Source organism: Bartonella vinsonii subsp. vinsonii (genome assembly GCF_902825235.1).
Lineage (GTDB): Bacteria > Pseudomonadota > Alphaproteobacteria > Rhizobiales > Rhizobiaceae > Bartonella > Bartonella vinsonii.
In genome coordinates, this window is sequence record NZ_CADEAJ010000008.1 from 24,272 (window position 1) to 40,631 (window position 16,360).

General features: G+C 36.8%; 11 protein-coding genes. 4 read left to right on the forward strand and 7 right to left on the reverse strand.

All coding sequences use genetic code 11. From position 1 onward, the window contains the following. Window positions 1–7: 7 nt before the first annotated feature. From sufC to J7R12_RS06595, 3 genes are all read right to left on the reverse strand, one after another. Window positions 8–763, reverse strand: coding sequence for a Fe-S cluster assembly ATPase SufC (gene sufC, locus J7R12_RS06585; protein WP_126603368.1), 756 nt, complete (start codon window positions 761–763; stop codon window positions 8–10). Window positions 764–817: 54 nt separating this feature from the next. Next, entirely contained in the window at window positions 818–2,329 is a 1,512-nt protein-coding gene (sufB, locus tag J7R12_RS06590; protein ID WP_126603370.1) for a Fe-S cluster assembly protein SufB, read from the reverse strand. A 168-nt stretch (window positions 2,330–2,497) separates the two neighbouring features. Next, complete coding sequence (locus tag J7R12_RS06595; RefSeq protein ID WP_126603372.1) at window positions 2,498–3,643, reverse strand: cysteine desulfurase family protein; 1,146 nt, start codon at window positions 3,641–3,643, stop codon at window positions 2,498–2,500. 166 nt (window positions 3,644–3,809) lie between these two features. Here J7R12_RS06595 and J7R12_RS06600 point away from each other — a divergent pair, with 166 nt between their 5' ends. The 3 genes from J7R12_RS06600 to J7R12_RS06610 all read left to right on the forward strand — a co-directional run bounded on the left by J7R12_RS06600 (window position 3,810) and on the right by J7R12_RS06610 (window position 6,605). Next, window positions 3,810–4,490: an alpha/beta hydrolase gene (locus J7R12_RS06600; protein ID WP_126603374.1), complete on the forward strand. Its 681-nt coding sequence runs from the start codon at window positions 3,810–3,812 to the stop codon at window positions 4,488–4,490. Between the two features lie 271 nt (window positions 4,491–4,761). Further along, window positions 4,762–6,015: a tyrosine--tRNA ligase gene (gene tyrS / locus J7R12_RS06605; RefSeq protein ID WP_126603376.1), complete on the forward strand. Its 1,254-nt coding sequence runs from the start codon at window positions 4,762–4,764 to the stop codon at window positions 6,013–6,015. A 110-nt stretch (window positions 6,016–6,125) separates the two neighbouring features. After that, window positions 6,126–6,605: a peroxiredoxin gene (locus J7R12_RS06610; RefSeq protein ID WP_126603378.1), complete on the forward strand. Its 480-nt coding sequence runs from the start codon at window positions 6,126–6,128 to the stop codon at window positions 6,603–6,605. Window positions 6,606–6,738: 133 nt separating this feature from the next. Here J7R12_RS06610 and prfB read toward each other — a convergent pair. The 3 genes from prfB to J7R12_RS06625 form a co-directional block, all read right to left on the reverse strand. Beyond that, window positions 6,739–7,867, reverse strand: a protein-coding gene (prfB, locus tag J7R12_RS06615) for a peptide chain release factor 2 (RefSeq protein ID WP_126603380.1) whose coding sequence is annotated in 2 segments (ribosomal slippage) — window positions 6,739–7,797 and window positions 7,799–7,867 — 1,128 coding nt in all. Because the reading frame shifts where the segments join, the coding sequence is not laid out codon by codon here. Window positions 7,868–8,050: 183 nt separating this feature from the next. After that, window positions 8,051–10,513, reverse strand: coding sequence for a penicillin-binding protein 1A (locus J7R12_RS06620; protein ID WP_126603382.1), 2,463 nt, complete (start codon window positions 10,511–10,513; stop codon window positions 8,051–8,053). A gap of 156 nt (window positions 10,514–10,669) precedes the next feature. Further along, window positions 10,670–11,899, reverse strand: coding sequence for an N-acetylmuramoyl-L-alanine amidase (locus J7R12_RS06625; RefSeq protein ID WP_126603383.1), 1,230 nt, complete (start codon window positions 11,897–11,899; stop codon window positions 10,670–10,672). A gap of 594 nt (window positions 11,900–12,493) precedes the next feature. Between J7R12_RS06625 and J7R12_RS06630 the strand changes: the two genes are divergently transcribed. Continuing rightward, window positions 12,494–15,124 carry an Rne/Rng family ribonuclease gene (locus J7R12_RS06630; protein ID WP_126603384.1) on the forward strand — a complete coding sequence of 877 codons (2,631 nt, stop codon included), beginning with the start codon at window positions 12,494–12,496 and terminating at the stop codon, window positions 15,122–15,124. A gap of 69 nt (window positions 15,125–15,193) precedes the next feature. Here J7R12_RS06630 and J7R12_RS06635 read toward each other — a convergent pair whose 3' ends face one another. Beyond that, window positions 15,194–15,805 carry an invasion associated locus B family protein gene (locus J7R12_RS06635; protein ID WP_126603385.1) on the reverse strand — a complete coding sequence of 204 codons (612 nt, stop codon included), beginning with the start codon at window positions 15,803–15,805 and terminating at the stop codon, window positions 15,194–15,196. Window positions 15,806–16,360: the final 555 nt, after the last annotated feature.

The following is a 16,360-nucleotide window of genomic DNA, read 5'->3' on the forward strand; positions in this document are numbered from 1 at the left end:
AATGATCTCAAGCCGCTTCACTGATCAGATCAGCATATCCATTTTTTTCTAAATAAAGCGCTAACGATTTATCTCCGCTTTTAATAATGCGTCCTTTATAAAGGACATGTACCGTATCAGGAACAATATAATTAAGCAGACGTTGATAATGAGTAATAACCAAAAATGAACGCTTTGAATCCCGAAGTTTATTAACACCATCTGCAACAATTTTTAATGCATCAATATCTAAACCGGAATCTGTTTCATCTAAAATACAAAGTTTTGGTTCAAGAAGTGCCATTTGTAAAATTTCAGCGCGTTTTTTCTCTCCACCTGAAAATCCCACATTTAGTGGACGTTTTAGCATGTTCATATCTATTTCAAGTTTTGAAGAGGTTTCTTTAACATATTTAATAAATTCAGGAATTTTAAGCTCTTCATCACCACGTGCTTTGCGTTGAGAATTCATGGCAACTTTTAAAAATTCCATTGTTGCCACTCCAGGGATTTCCATTGGATATTGAAATGCAAGAAAAATACCATATGTAGCACGTGCTGCTGGATCCATGTCTAAAAGGGATTGTCCATTATAAAGAATATCACCTTCTATCACTTCATAATCATCACGACCAGCAAGTAAATAAGACAAAGTTGATTTTCCAGCTCCATTTTGTCCCATAATAGCAGCAACTTCACCATCTTGAACAGTCAAGTTTAAACCGCGAATAACTTCTGTATCGGTCCCAGCAATACGGGCGCGCAAATTTTTTATCTCTAACATTAATTTAATCCTGTTCCGGCTCTTTTACTTCAAGTGTGCTCTTTATCTAAACGATTATCCCACACTACCTTCAAGGCTGATACCAATGAGTTTCTGTGCTTCAACAGCAAATTCCATCGGAAGTTTTTGAATCACTTCTTTTACAAAACCATTCACAATGAGTGCGATAGCTTCTTCTTCAGGAATTCCTCGCTGCATAACATAAAAAAGTTGATCATCCGAAATTTTTGATGTTGTTGCCTCGTGTTCAAACTGAGCTGTTGCATTTTTTGCTTCAATATAAGGAACTGTATGAGCACCACAATCATTACCAATTAATAAACTATCACATTGCGTAAAATTGCGTGCATTCTGCGCTTTTCTATGTGCTGTCACTTGCCCCCGATATGTGTTATTTGAAAAACCAGCAGAGATGCCTTTGGAAACAATCCGACTTGATGTATTTTTCCCCAAATGAATCATTTTTGTTCCGGAATCGATTTGTTGGTGACCATTTGCAACAGCAATAGAATAAAACTCCCCACGTGAATTATCGCCACGCAGTAGGCAAGATGGATATTTCCAAGTAATCGCGGAACCAGTTTCAATCTGTGTCCATGAAATTTTAGCATTATCACCCCGACAATCTCCACGCTTTGTCACAAAATTATAAATACCGCCTTTACCATTTTTATCGCCAGGATACCAATTCTGTACTGTAGAATATTTAATCTCTGCATTTTTTAGGGCAATAAGCTCAACGACAGCAGCATGAAGTTGGTTTTCATCACGTTGGGGTGCTGTACACCCTTCAAGATAAGAAACATAGGAATCTTCAGCGGCGATAATCAATGTTCGTTCAAATTGGCCAGTGTTGCGTTCATTAATCCTAAAATAAGTTGAAAGCTCCATAGGACAACGAACCCCTTTGGGAATATAAACAAATGAACCATCTGTAAAGACAGCTGCATTTAAGGACGCATAATAATTATCACTTATGGGTACAACTGTTCCTAAATATTCCTTAATAAGCTCAGAATGTTCAATAATCGCCTCTGAAATAGAACAAAAAATCACACCAGCACGTGCCAGCTCTTTTTTGAATGTTGTTACAACAGAAACAGAATCAAAGACTGCATCAACAGCCACCTGCCCCGATACAGACATACTGTCATCAAAAGTAGAGGGATCAGACTGTTTTCTTACTCCTGCCAAAATCTCTTGTTCTTTAAGGGGAATGCCAAGTTTTTCGTACATTGCTAATAACTCAGGATCCACTTCATCCAAAGATTTCGGTCCTGTATGATTTTTGGGAGCAGCATAATAATAAAGCTCCTGAAAATCAATTTTAGGATATTCAAGACGTGCCCAATGAGGCTCTTGCATTGTCAACCAACGGTGGTAGGCTTTTAAACGCCATGTTAGCATCCATTCAGGTTCGTGTTTTTTAGCAGAAATAAATCTGATGATATCTTCATTTAAACCCTTTGGAGCTTTATCTGTTTCAATATTGGTTTCAAACCCATATTTATATTGATCAACATCTATTTCACGTACTTGGCGTATTGTTTCTTGCACTGCCGGCATAAACTTTCTCCATTTTTTGGCATCAAGAACCAGTGACTAAAAGTCCTGCTTTCTTCATAAAATTAAAGCAAGCAATTCATTTTCTAAGCTATATGCAAAGTGGGAAAATTTCAATCAAGCTTATTTGATTTTTATAATGCTAATTTAATAAGGATTAAATGGCAAATGTTACTTTTTTTTATTACTGATTATTTGAGAAAAAAACAATAAAAAATCATCAATATCTTGAGATGTTGTGCCGCGTCCTATTGAAATGCGAATTGCTCCATGAGGGATATCATAGCCCATTGCTTTTAAAACTTTATTTTGCTTTACTTTTCCCGAAGAACAAGCAGAACCTGCTGATACAGAAAAACCTGCCAAATCAAAACCAATTTGCATAGTTTCAGCTTTTATATTGCGCACAGCAAAATAAGTTGTGTTTGGCAAACGCCGAACCCGTTTGCCAAAAATTTCAACATCATGAGACAGTTTCTGTATTCCATCTTCTAATTTATTACGTAAAAACATTAACTGTTCTCTCTCTTCTTGTGTGAAACAATCAGCCATCGCTGCTCCAAAAGCAGCAATAAGCGGCAATGCTTCTGTTCCTCCACGAAACCCTTTTTCTTGTCCTCCTCCTACAATAAGAGGATATGGCATCAAAAGGTTCCCACATGAAACAAAAGCACCAATTCCTTTTGGCCCACCAATTTTATGTGCAGACAGTATAAAAAAATCTCCTCCCATCTGATGAATGTTAACAAAATTTTTGTCTATATATTGTGTTAAATCAACAATAAGAATGCCTCCAAAATCCCTAACGATAGCAGCTATTTCTTTTATTTGTTGAATAACCCCAGTTTCACTATTAGCAGCTTGAATTGCAACAAGAGGGAGCCCTTTTGTTTTATCGTGAATCGCTAAGAGAGAAATTAAATTATTTTGTTGAATGAGACCATCCTGATCAACAGCAACAGTACTGATAAATTCTTTAGAAAAACGGCCCCCTTCTGCAACAGATGGATGTTCAGTAGCTCCAATGTAAAGATGAGAGAATTGAACTGTAGAGCTTCCCATATTATAAAAGGGCGTTAATAAAGTCATTGCTGCTTCAGTCGCACCAGATGTAAAGACAACATGATCTGGATGTGTATTGAGATTTTCAGCGATTTGTCGGCGCGCTTTTTGCAATAAAGCCTTAGCAGCACGACCTTCCGTATGAACGGATGATGGATTACCAAATATCTCTAAAGCGTCCAGTAATGCTACGCGCGCCATTTTTTTGAGTGGTGTTGTCGCATTATGATCAAAATATCGACGTTTTATAGCCATTTTACATCGCAATCATTAAGCAATATCAATTGATTTTTAAAAAAAATAGTGCAATTTTCTTGAAAAATGCACTTAAAAAAGGATATCTATTAATAAGTTGAAAGATTCTATGGTAAAAGTCGGCAAAGGTCAATGAGGTCCTTTACAAGCATTTAAGGAGCATTTAATGCCAGAAGTTATTTTTAATGGTCCCGCAGGCCGACTTGAAGGGCGTTATCAACCTTCACAACAAAGAAATGCACCAATTGCGATTATTTTACATCCTCATCCTCAATTTGGTGGCACAATGAACAATAAAATTGTTTATGATCTCTTCTACATGTTCCAACAACGCGGTTTTACTACATTACGTTTTAATTTTCGTGGTATAGGCCGCAGCCAAGGTGAATTTGATTATGGAATAGGAGAACTTTCAGATGCTGCAGCTGCACTCGATTGGGTGCAAACACAACATCCTGATTCTAAAAACTGCTGGGTGGCTGGATATTCATTTGGTGCTTGGATTGGTATGCAGCTTCTAATGCGCCGACCAGAAATTGAGGGCTTTATATCCGTTGCTCCTCAACCCAATGTTTATGATTTCTCATTCCTTGCTCCTTGCCCCTCCTCTGGGCTGATAATTCACGGCGGTATCGACAAAGTTGCTCCCCCAAAAGATGTACAAACACTTGTAGATAAACTAAAAACACAAAAAGGTATCACCATTACACAAGAAATAATGGAAGGTGCTAACCACTTTTTTAGTGGATGCAATAAAGAGCTTATTGAACGATGTGCACAATATTTGGATAATCATATTACAGGTGAATTTCTCTCTCCTCCCCCTGAAATACTTTCACTTGCCTAAAAGAGCTAGAATTTGCAAAAATGAAAAAGTTATTCTGATCATAACAAGAAAGCTCATTTTATACCATTTTCTAGCTCTCTTACATCCACTTGCGTTTAAAGATAAAAATAATCTTCTCTCTCAATGAAAAGCACTTTTTCCTAAAGTATAATAACTTTATTTTTATGACTAAATTTCTCATTCTCTTGTGAGAACGGTGTTATTTATGGTAGGGAAAGTGCATGAATAATCCATTGTATAAACGAATATAATTTAATTAGGATACAAAACTGTGCTTGCCTTTAAATCTGATTTTTTACACATTATGAGTGAACGTGGTTTTATTCACCAAATTTCGGATGAAAAAGGCTTAGATGATCTTTTTTCAAAAGAAGTTGTAAGTGCTTATATTGGCTTTGATCCTACAGCATCAAGTTTGCATGCTGGAAGTCTTCTTCAAATTATGATGCTTTACTGGTTGCAAAAGACCGGTCATCGTCCCATTGCTTTGATGGGTGGAGGGACAGGATTGATCGGTGATCCCTCCTTCAAAGATGAGGCACGACGCCTTCTGACACGAGATGATATTGCTGCGAACATAGCTGGTATTAAAAAGGTATTTGCAAACTATTTAACATTTGGTGATAATAAAAACGATGCATGCATTGTTAATAATGCTGAATGGTTATGCAATTTGAACTATTTAGAATTTTTGCGTGACATAGGAAAACATTTTTCTGTCAACCGTATGTTGTCATTTGATTCTGTGAGATTGAGACTTGAGCGTGAACATTCTTTGTCATTTCTTGAGTTTAATTATATGATCCTACAAGCTTATGACTTTGTTGAACTTTACAAGCGTTATGGATTGCGTGTGCAAATAGGTGGTTCTGATCAATGGGGCAATATTGTTAACGGAATTGAATTAGGGCATCGCTTAGAAAAAGTACAGTTATATGCATTAACTTCCCCATTACTGACAACGTCTTCTGGTGCAAAAATGGGTAAATCATTGAACGGTGCTGTATGGCTTAATGCAGATATGCTCTCACCTTATCAATTTTGGCAATATTGGCGTAATACAGAAGATGCTGATGTTACACGGTTTTTGAAGCTTTATACCACATTGCCGATGGATGAAATTCGAAAACTTTCTGCATTGCAAGGAACTGAAATTAACGAAGCAAAGAAAATTCTTGCAACAGAAGTTACCGCAATGTTACATGGCCGCAATCTTGCCGATGAAGCAGCCGAAACTGCTCGTAAAACTTTTGAAGAAAAAACACTCGGGAAAAACCTTCCAACTGTTGAGATTGATGCCACAAAGTTAAAAACAGGTGTTGGAATACTCACTCTTTTAGTACAAGCAGGGCTAGCTAAATCTAACAGTGAAGCACGTCGCCATATTCAAGGTGGAGGTGTGCGTATCAATGATCAAATCATTGAAAATGAAACGCGCCTTATTATTGAAAAAGATATTGATGCGGAAGGAATCATTAAACTTTCCTTCGGTAAGAAAAAACATGTTTTAATAAAACCACTATAATTTTTACTCTTGTTTTCTCAATTCAATCCTTATGATATAATGCGCCGTGTAAGAGAAATAAAAGATCTTTTGCTTTACACTTGCTACATCAGAAAGAAAGACAAAAACCAATGACAAGACCGATGAAAGGCACTCTTGCTCCAGATTTTGATTTACCACGTGATGGTGGAGGGAATTTACGTCTTTCTGCTCTTCAAGGGAAAGCTGTTGTCTTATATTTTTATCCCAAAGATGACACCAGTGGATGTACGAATGAAGCGATTGATTTTACGCGGTTGAAGACAAAATTCGATGAAATCGGGGTTGTTATTATTGGAATATCTCCAGACAATGTTAAAAAACATGATAAATTCAAAACAAAACATGGACTTGATATCATCCTTGTTTCAGATGAAGAAAAAACAACGCTTGAGGCTTACGGTGTTTGGGTTGAAAAAAGCATGTATGGGCGAAAATATATGGGGGTTGAACGAAGCACTTTTTTGATTGATGCAAGTGGGAAAATAGTAGAAGAATGGCGCAAAGTTAGCGTTCCTGGACATGCCGATGAGGTATTTTCTGCGGCACTTGTATATAATAATGCTTTATAAGTTTCTTTGTTGAAGCATTTATAAGATGGAGAGATTACACTCTGCGTTGGGGTTTAGTAAATTAGGGTATACGATCTGAAATAAACGGAGCAAACAATAAACCTAAAAAATTCTCGAAAAAGATTGCATCTTATTAATTAATATCTTCAATTTCTTGAACTTTTCCATAAATACGCTGAGCAAGTGCTGCCTCTATAAATGCGTCTAAATTGCCATTAAGTACGGATTGTGGATCAGTATTTTCAATGCCTGTGCGTAAATCTTTGACAAGTTGATAAGGTTGAAGAACATAAGATCTGATTTGATGTCCCCATCCAATTTCTGTTTTAGAAGCTTCAACGGCATTTGTTTCCTCTTCTCTCTTTTTGAGTTCTTCTTCATAAAGTCTTGCGCGTAACATAGACCATGCAGTTGCTCGATTTTTATGCTGAGAACGCTCTGTTTGACATTGAACAACAATACCTGTTTTTATATGTGTGATGCGAACAGCGGAATCTGTCGTGTTGACATGTTGCCCTCCAGCTCCTGAGGCACGATATGTATCAATACGAACATCTGCTTCTGAAACATCAACTTCAATATTATCATCAATGACAGGGTAAACCCAAATGCTTGCAAAAGAAGTATGACGCTTCGCATTTGAATCAAACGGTGAAATACGCACCAAACGATGAACACCTGATTCTGTTTTTAACATACCATAAGCGTTATGTCCTTTTACAAGAATAGTCGCTGATTTTATTCCAGCCTCTTCTCCATCGTGAATTTCTAATAGGTCAACTTTCATTTTATGCTGTTCAGCCCAGCGCGTATACATGCGTAACAGCATAGAAGCCCAATCTTGGCTTTCAGTTCCTCCTGCACCAGCATGAACTTCTAAATAAGTATCATTCTGATCTGCTTCTCCTGAAAGAAGTACATCAATTTGTCTCTTATCTATCTCACTTTTAAGATTACGTATTGAGTTTTCTGCATCGGTGATAATTTCAACATCACTTTCTTCTTCGCCCATCTCAATTAATTCAATGCATTCTTCAAGTGTTTTTGTAAATGACCGAATACCATTGATTGAATCATCAAGACGCTGACGTTCGCGCATCATCTCTTGCGCTTGTTGTGCATTATCCCAAAGCGTTGGATCTTCTGCTTTTTGATTGAGATATTCGAGACGTTTTAGTGATTGATCCCAGTCAAAGATGCCCCCTTAGCAACGTAATTGCCTTTTGGATTTCATCAACTAATGTTTCTATTTCTGCGCGCATAATTGAACACCGTAGTCTTTATTGATTCTTTCTGGTTATACTTTTTTTTAATATTTACATAAATTCAATGCTTGTCGTAAAGGAAAGGCATGACTTCATCAACCTATTTACTGTAGCTATACTGTAAAAAACAGATAAAAATTATTTTACTCTGCTAAATCATATCAAAGAAGATTTAACCGACTAATACAGTCCACCTGTACCACTTTCAAGAGCCTTGTTGACTTGTGGAGAAGTGGTTGTTGCAGGAATCCCTTCTTGAAAAGAATTGGTACCACCAATGACCTGATATATATCAGCAGGTCCAGTTCCTGGTTTAAATGCTTCTATAATGACATCATGATCTCCTGCTTCAGCAAGCATGCCTGTCTTACGATTAATCGGCATCAAAATCATCCCCTCTGGCATCTTAAATGGTACATCTGGCTTCCCTTTCAGAGCTTTTGCCATAAATTCACCAAAAATAGGTGCTGCCAATGAACTTCCCGTTCCATTGTATCCCAATGGTGCTGGTTGATCGTAACCAAGGAAAATACCAACGACAAGGTCAGGAGTAAATCCCATAAACCACACATCTTTAGAATCATTGGTTGTTCCTGTTTTTGCAGCGATATGTCGATTAAGATAGTGCAAACGCGCGGCTGTACCGCGTTGAACAACGCCTTCCATCATTGATGTAATTTGATAAGCTGTCATAGGATCAAGGACTTGATCTCTCTCATCAATTAATGTGGGTTCATTTTGATTGTCCCAAGACTGAGCATTACAATTTTCACAGAGACGATCATCATGGCGGTAAATTGTTTTTCCATAACGATCTTGAATTCTGTCTATCAAAGAAGGATGAATAGAGCGTCCTCCATTGGCAATGACTGAATAAGCTGTAACCATTCGTAAAACCGTTGTTTCCCCGGCTCCTAAAGCCATGGGAAGATAAGGCTGTAATTTATCTACAATACCAAAACGCTCTGCATATTCGGCGACAAGAGGCATTCCCATATCATAGGCGAGCCGTATTGTCATAAGATTGCGAGAATATTCAATGCCATAGCGCAGTGTTGAAGGCCCTGCAAATGTACCACCATAATTCTTAGGTTGCCAAATTTCACCGTTATATTGGCGAATTTCGATAGGACCATCTAAAACAACCGATGCTGGTGTATATCCATTATCAAGTGCTGCGGCATATACAAAAGGCTTAAAAGCAGAACCGGGTTGACGATAAGCTTGAGTTGCACGATTGAATTCAGAAGCTGCAAAAGAAAATCCTCCCACCATAGCAAGAACACGTCCTGTATGAGGTTCCATAGCAACAATCGCACCTTCAACCTTTGGAATTTGTTGTAAACGATAAATATTATCTGTATTTGATGCTTTTTCGACGAAAATGACATCTCCAACTTGCAGGACATGAGATAAATCCCGAACCGTTTTTCGATAGCCATTTTCTTTGACAACATTTAATGCCCATTTTGAATCAGCTTCAGACAAAATGGCCGTTTCCCGCTTCGTTGACAATAAACCTGAATCTTCATGTTGTGGTTGTAAACCAATTTCTATTTTATTAGCGTTAGTCGAAAGAACCACAGCTAAACGCCATTCAGGAACATCACTTAATCCCGTAATATTCGCAAGTTCTATGCCCCAATCATCACTCTTATCAATATGTTTATAAGCACCGCGCCATCCTTGCGAATGATCAAATTTAATTAATCCATTGTGCAAAGCGCGCCGAGCAATAAGCTGTAAAGATGGATCAAGCGTTGTGCGAATTGAAAGTCCGCCTTCGTAAAGCGTTTTTGCTCCATAGCGATGCATTAAGCGGCGACGCACTTCTTCAGTAAAATAGTCAGCAGCAAAAACATAGCTATCGCTACCGCGCATTGTCGCTCCTAAGGGTTTTTCTTTAGCCTTTTCACCTTGTTCATGCGTTACATATCCATTTGCAACCATCCGATCTATAACCCAATTGCGTCGATTAAGAGCGCGTTGCGTATTTTTGAAAGGGTCATAATTCGCTGGTCCTTTGGGAAGAGCAGCCAAATAAGCACATTGCTCTAAAGTAAGATCATTAACAGATTTATTAAAATAAGTTAAAGATGCTGCTGCGATACCATAAGTGCTACGGCCAAGGTAAATTTCATTGAGATAAAGCTCAAGAATATGATCCTTTGAATAGGTCTTCTCAATACGCATTGCTAGAATAGCTTCTTTAAATTTACGTTCTAACGTTGCGTCTGAACTTAAAAGAAAATTTTTAGCAACTTGTTGTGTAATGGTTGATGCTCCCTCTGGACGTTTTCCAGAACCAATATTACGGATATTATTGATCAAAGCTCTAGAAAGGCCTTCAGGATCTAAACCAAAATGATGATAAAAATTCTTGTCTTCAGCTGAAACAAAAGCGTCTTTAAGAAGCTTTGGTATTGACTGAATTGGTAAATAAAGGCGACGTTTTGTGGCAAATTCTGCCATAAGGCTACCATCAGAAGCGTGAACACGAGTCATCACAGGCGGTTCATAGAGCGAAAGAACTTCATAATCAGGAAGTGCACTGGTTGGCTCCTTTGCTATCACCCCCTGTATTACTGTCACTCCCAAACCAATAGTCATAACAAGACTAAGAAGATATCTAAAAAAAATCATTATCAAGATGGCTATCGCTTTCTTTAGAATTGATCAAATAAAATATGTTATCTCATCACCAATACCACAAGGATATCACCACTAAACTGAGATAAAGAAAAATATTTTCCGTCTTTTTCATAGAAGCACACATTGATACTCTATTTTATCACAAATTTAAAGAGGCTGCATAACTTTCTGCCTATACTCGGCAAATTGCCGAATAGAATGAGTAATAGAGTGAGCCATTTGTTGTCTCCATTGGGGATTGTTTAATAATTTTTCATCCTCTTTATTGGACAAATAACCTATCTCTATCAAGACAGAGGGTATATCTGAAGCTTTTAAAACTTGAAAATCAGCATATCGATGAGGATTATTTATAAGATTGATATTATTCTTTGATAAGCTTGAGACAACACTATTTGCAAAATTTACCGAAAAAGCATGCGTTTCACGTCGGGTAAGATCAATCAAAATATCTGTAACTTCATGCGATTCATCTGCAGGCAAACCATCAAGAAGATCAACTTTGTTTTCATTTTCAGCTAAGGATTTTGCAATTGCATCAGATGCTTTATCTGATATCGTATATACTGTAGCACCACGAAGAGAATGCGTATTAATGGTATCTGCATGAATAGATATAAAAAGATCAGCACCAAATTCTTGTGCTTTTTTAACTCTTTCACTTAATCTTAAAAAGACATCGGAATCACGTGTTAAAGCAACAGTAATGTGAGAATCTTTTTTTAATTCATCTCGCAATACACGTGCAAAAGCTAATGTCACATCTTTTTCTAAAATTCCAGTAATACCTCGCGCACCACCATCAATTCCACCATGACCAGGATCAAGAATGACACGGAAATTACGTGTTGGCATTAAGTGGGGTTGTGCATTGAGATGCGTTTTTTGTTGTTTTTCAAATATTTCATTAAATTTTTCTTGTGTGCTTTTGCTAATATCAACCAACAGTTGCCATAAACCATTGTCTAATTTTTGTACTGTAGTTTTTTCAACAATAAAAGTGACTTTGCTTGTCAAAATAATGCGTGAAGTCTGTATATCAGAAAAACTGTAACGCACATCTGATAACATACTTGATAATGCATTCTGTTTCTTTAAAGATGTATTTTGCACGGAAAAATCCACGATAGGTAAATTGATAACTAAACGTGCAGGTTTATCCAAAATCTGCAAACGAACATTTGGCTTAGCATTAAAAACTGCAATAATACGCGTGTGTGTATTATCACCAATAGTTCGCAAATTGACAAGTTTCAAGGAATCAGCAGCTTGGATATTTGTTTGGAACACTAAAAAAAACAATAAAAAATATGGGACGTACAAAATAACATCCCAATAGGTTGTTTTTAGCTTTGGGATAAAAATCTTTTTTATCATTAAGTGAAATACTCTACATTAGTCACAATTGATCTCAACCGCATAAAAGCAATAGTTTAAATTTACTCCATATTTTTCAATAAATGATAAATCTTTGAATTTTTATACCTCTAAAAAACTAAATTAAAGCAATTCAAAGACATTATAATAGGATGCATTATATTGTTACTTGCCAAAACCATGATATCAACATAAAAGAACACTTATGCTTTCTAGCTGATAGACCATCTAAATTATCTGTTGTCCATATTAAGTTGTCTTTAGAAGATTTATTGCATATTACACATTTAGGCTTTTTATGGATAAAAATTCTTTATGTCACAAAAGCTAGAATTGCGTTATTTAAGATTCGCTGGTTCGGATATCCGAACTTTTTAAAGATTGTTTTGCCGGAGACTTACAAAATTATGAGTCATACAAAACAGATGGAGATGATGTTGAAAAATGCTGTAAATGCAGTTACGCATTTGCATCTAATATCCCATCCTGTTTTTCTGGTACCTCCCTTTTATGGCAGACAACCCTTTACCTTTGCGAACAATTATACTGTTCGTTTGAATAAAGTTGTGTATGTCGCCTTTAGGATTTTAACTTATGTCAAACAAAATGCTTATAGATGCCTCCCATCCGGAGGAAACTCGTGTTGTTGTTGTTCACGGCAACAAAATTGAAGAACTTGATTTTGAATCAGAACATAAAAAGCAGCTCAAGGGAAATATTTATCTAGCACGTATTACGCGTGTAGAGCCGTCTCTTCAAGCAGCTTTTGTCGAATATGGCGGCAATCGCCACGGTTTTTTGACATTTTCTGAAATTCATCCCGATTATTATCAAATTCCTATTGCTGATCGTCTCGCTCTTCTTGAAGAAGAAGAAAAAGCTGCTGTAGGAGAAAATTATGCAGAGAATCTTCCTGAAGAAACAAACAAAAGTAAAAAACGCTCCAGAAAAACAAAAAAAGATGAGCGTAACGCTAGCATAGCAGCAGATGTTGAAAATGACATGACATCTGAAGCAATAACACTTGATGATGTAGAAGAAGCATTCAATGCAAGTGTTTCTCATGATGAGATCGAAATGGTTGGTGCAGAAGATGTACGTGAAGAACTCCCTACCTATCAGCGAAAACAAGGGCGTCAGTATAAAATTCAAGAAGTGATTAAACGACGTCAAATTTTGTTGGTGCAAGTTATCAAAGAAGAACGCGGTAACAAAGGTGCTGCACTCACAACATATTTATCTTTAGCCGGTCGTTACTCTGTTTTAATGCCTAACACAGCACGTGGTGGTGGTATTTCACGAAAAATCACGAATATACAAGATCGCAAACGTCTTAAAGAAATTGTAAAAGAATTAGCCGTTCCTAAGGGTATGGGTGTCATCCTACGAACTGCTGGAGCAAATAGAACAAAAGCTGAGATAAAACGCGATTATGAGTATCTCACGCGATTATGGGATACCGTTCGCACATTGACATTAAAATCCACAGCACCATGCCTTGTCCATGAAGAAAGCAATCTCATAAAGCGCTCTATACGCGATCTTTACAATAAGAATATCAATGAAATTCTTGTTTCTGGTGACCAAGGATATCGTGAAGCGAAAGACTTCATGCGTATGCTCATGCCAAGTCATGCAAAAGTTGTGCAACCCTATCGCGATCCTATCCCTATTTTTGCACGCAACAATATCGAAATACAACTTGATAAGATGTTACACCCGCAAGTTTCTTTAAAATCTGGTGGTTATCTTGTTATTAATCAAACAGAAGCGCTTGTTGCTATTGATGTAAACTCTGGTCGCTCCACCAAAGAATTGTCTGTCGAAAAAACAGCATTACAAACTAATCTTGAAGCTGCAGAAGAAATAGCGCGTCAATTACGTTTACGTGATCTTGCTGGTTTGATTGTTATTGATTTCATTGATATGCTTGAAGAGCGCAATGTAAGACTGGTCGAAAAAAAGTTGAAAGAGTGCTTAAAAAGCGATCGTGCCCGTATTCAAGTTGGTCACATTTCACACTTCGGTCTTTTAGAAATGAGTCGTCAACGTATTCGCGTATCGGTTTTAGAAAGTACAACACAACCTTGCCCACATTGCGCGGGAACAGGAAATGTGCGTTCTGAATCATCGATTGCTTTACATGTCATGCGCTCAATTGAAGAATATCTTCTTCGTAATCCGCAGCATAATATTACTGTACGTACACCTGTCACAACAGCGCTCTATGTATTAAACCACAAACGTAATATTCTTGTTAATTTAGAAGCGCGCTTTAAACTGAATATCAGTATTGAGGCAGATGATAGCATTGGAACGCAACATCTCATTATTTCCAAGGGTACAATAGCGGAGGCAGTTTCTCAACCACCGTTAATTGTTGAAGATGATGATAAAGAGGAAGCTAAGGATACAGTTTTAATAGACAGCGCATCTATTGAAGATAAAATCCCTGTTGAAATGAACCAGAAACATCGGCATAAAAAGCATCAAGATGAGATTAATGACAATTCTCCTACCAACATTCACAAAAAAGACAATACGCTAAATGATGATTCTCGTCGTCGCGGACGTCGTCGCGGACGTCGCGGCGGTCGCCGGAATCAAGAGAATGGTTTTTATCGGCTTCGTATTCCTTATGCAGAACCAGTAGGAGATTTTGCTAAGCAAGCGTTAGAAGAAATTAAAACAGCACATCGTAAACGCCGCGCTTCAGCTACTAAATCTGTTCAATTTGAAGAAGCTAAAGACGATATACAGCACTTAAATATAGAACAAGATGAAGCTGTAAAAATTGATACGGTTGTCAAACCTAGAAAACGTAAAACACGTTCTTCAAAAGTATTACAAAATCAACAAACCCTTGAAAATGAGCAGAATGCAGCAACGCCAGAACCTTTAGAAGAAAAATCTACAGAAAGCTCGATACATAAAACTAAGACAAAAAAAATAGATAAATCTGCTGATGAGGTTATGAAAAAAAATTCCACAGAAGCTAAAAAATCTACAACACGTAAAACGCGCAAAAAGTCACTTTCTCAAAAATCAACACCAACAGAAGAAACACCAGAACACAAAACTCTAGAAGAGGAATCTGTTAAAATAGATTCCTCTAAGATTGAAGAGAAAGCTAGTCATCCTGTTGTTATATCATCAGTTCCTGACGATGCTCCTAAAACTGGGCGTATTGGGTGGTGGAAACGCAGAAATCCTTCTAAAAGTTAAGGTATAAGAAAACCGCCACAAAATATTTGTGGCGGTTTTGATAAGTAAATATAGAAAATTTTACGTTTATTATTTTTGTTTAGCTTTTTCCTGCTCGGCGCGCATACGATCTTCAATTTCTTTTTGATTTGATTGAATAGCTTGCTGCAATTTTATTTGTTCTTGTTGAAAATCTTTTTCTTCCATACCAGGACCTGTGTATGCGGCTGTGAATCCGCTAAGAGAAAATTCAATAGGATTAGCTGAACCTCGGTAATTAATTGTGGTTACAACCATTTTCGAACCGCTTTTCATAGCAGTAATAAGCTTATCATCTAAGACATCATTGGCAATACAGCTTGGCCCGTTGCAAATAACATAAGGAATTTTTTTAGAGAAATTATCTCCTATTTGAATATGAACACCTTCTGGCAAAAAACGACCTGTAGGCACTTGAATACCTATACGTTTTTCATTTTGTTTTCCTTTTATTTCAACGAGATTAAAAGCCGTCAAAGGCTGTCCAGTATCTGATAAAACAGTATTCATTGTATTACAAACATTAACATCATGCTGCTTACTACAAACCTTATACCAACCTTGAGATAAAATTTGTGCACCCGCAGAAGTATGAATTGTAAGAAAAAGAGCAGCAGCTCCAGCTAATACTGAAACAACAGAACAAATATTTTTATGCGACATGATTAAGTTAGTCCTTTCAACGCGCTTGTACAATAGGAATATTAAATATAAATTTTAATCAAGTGTATTAAATTAAACCAATGAAATGACACCCACTTTATGCTTTTTACTGCAAGATAAAGAAAAAAGTCAAATCTGTAGAAAAAAGTTACAAATAGCAAATGAAACTCTTATGCACTCACATACAGCATCCCCCCTTTTATGGTATTAATCTTTTACAAATTTTATCCATAAAATACTTTAAGGAATAAGATAAGATCGCATAAAAAAATCAATATTGCAATATAATTAAAGTAAACTCCTATGTTATTTTACAGCTCTTAGTTACTTTAACTTTCGTTATATTTATAATTTTTCTTTTAAGCTATAGAGATCTAGCAGCAGGCATTGCAATGCATGGAACTCTCAAATTATGAAATATTTCCCTTATGTATCTTATGTATCTTATGTATCCTCCTGATGCAAATCAAAAAGGTTAAGTTACTTATGGTGTTGTTGGAACATTTGATGGATTAAATCCATTTGTCATCTGCAGTTTTAGAACAATCACAAAGG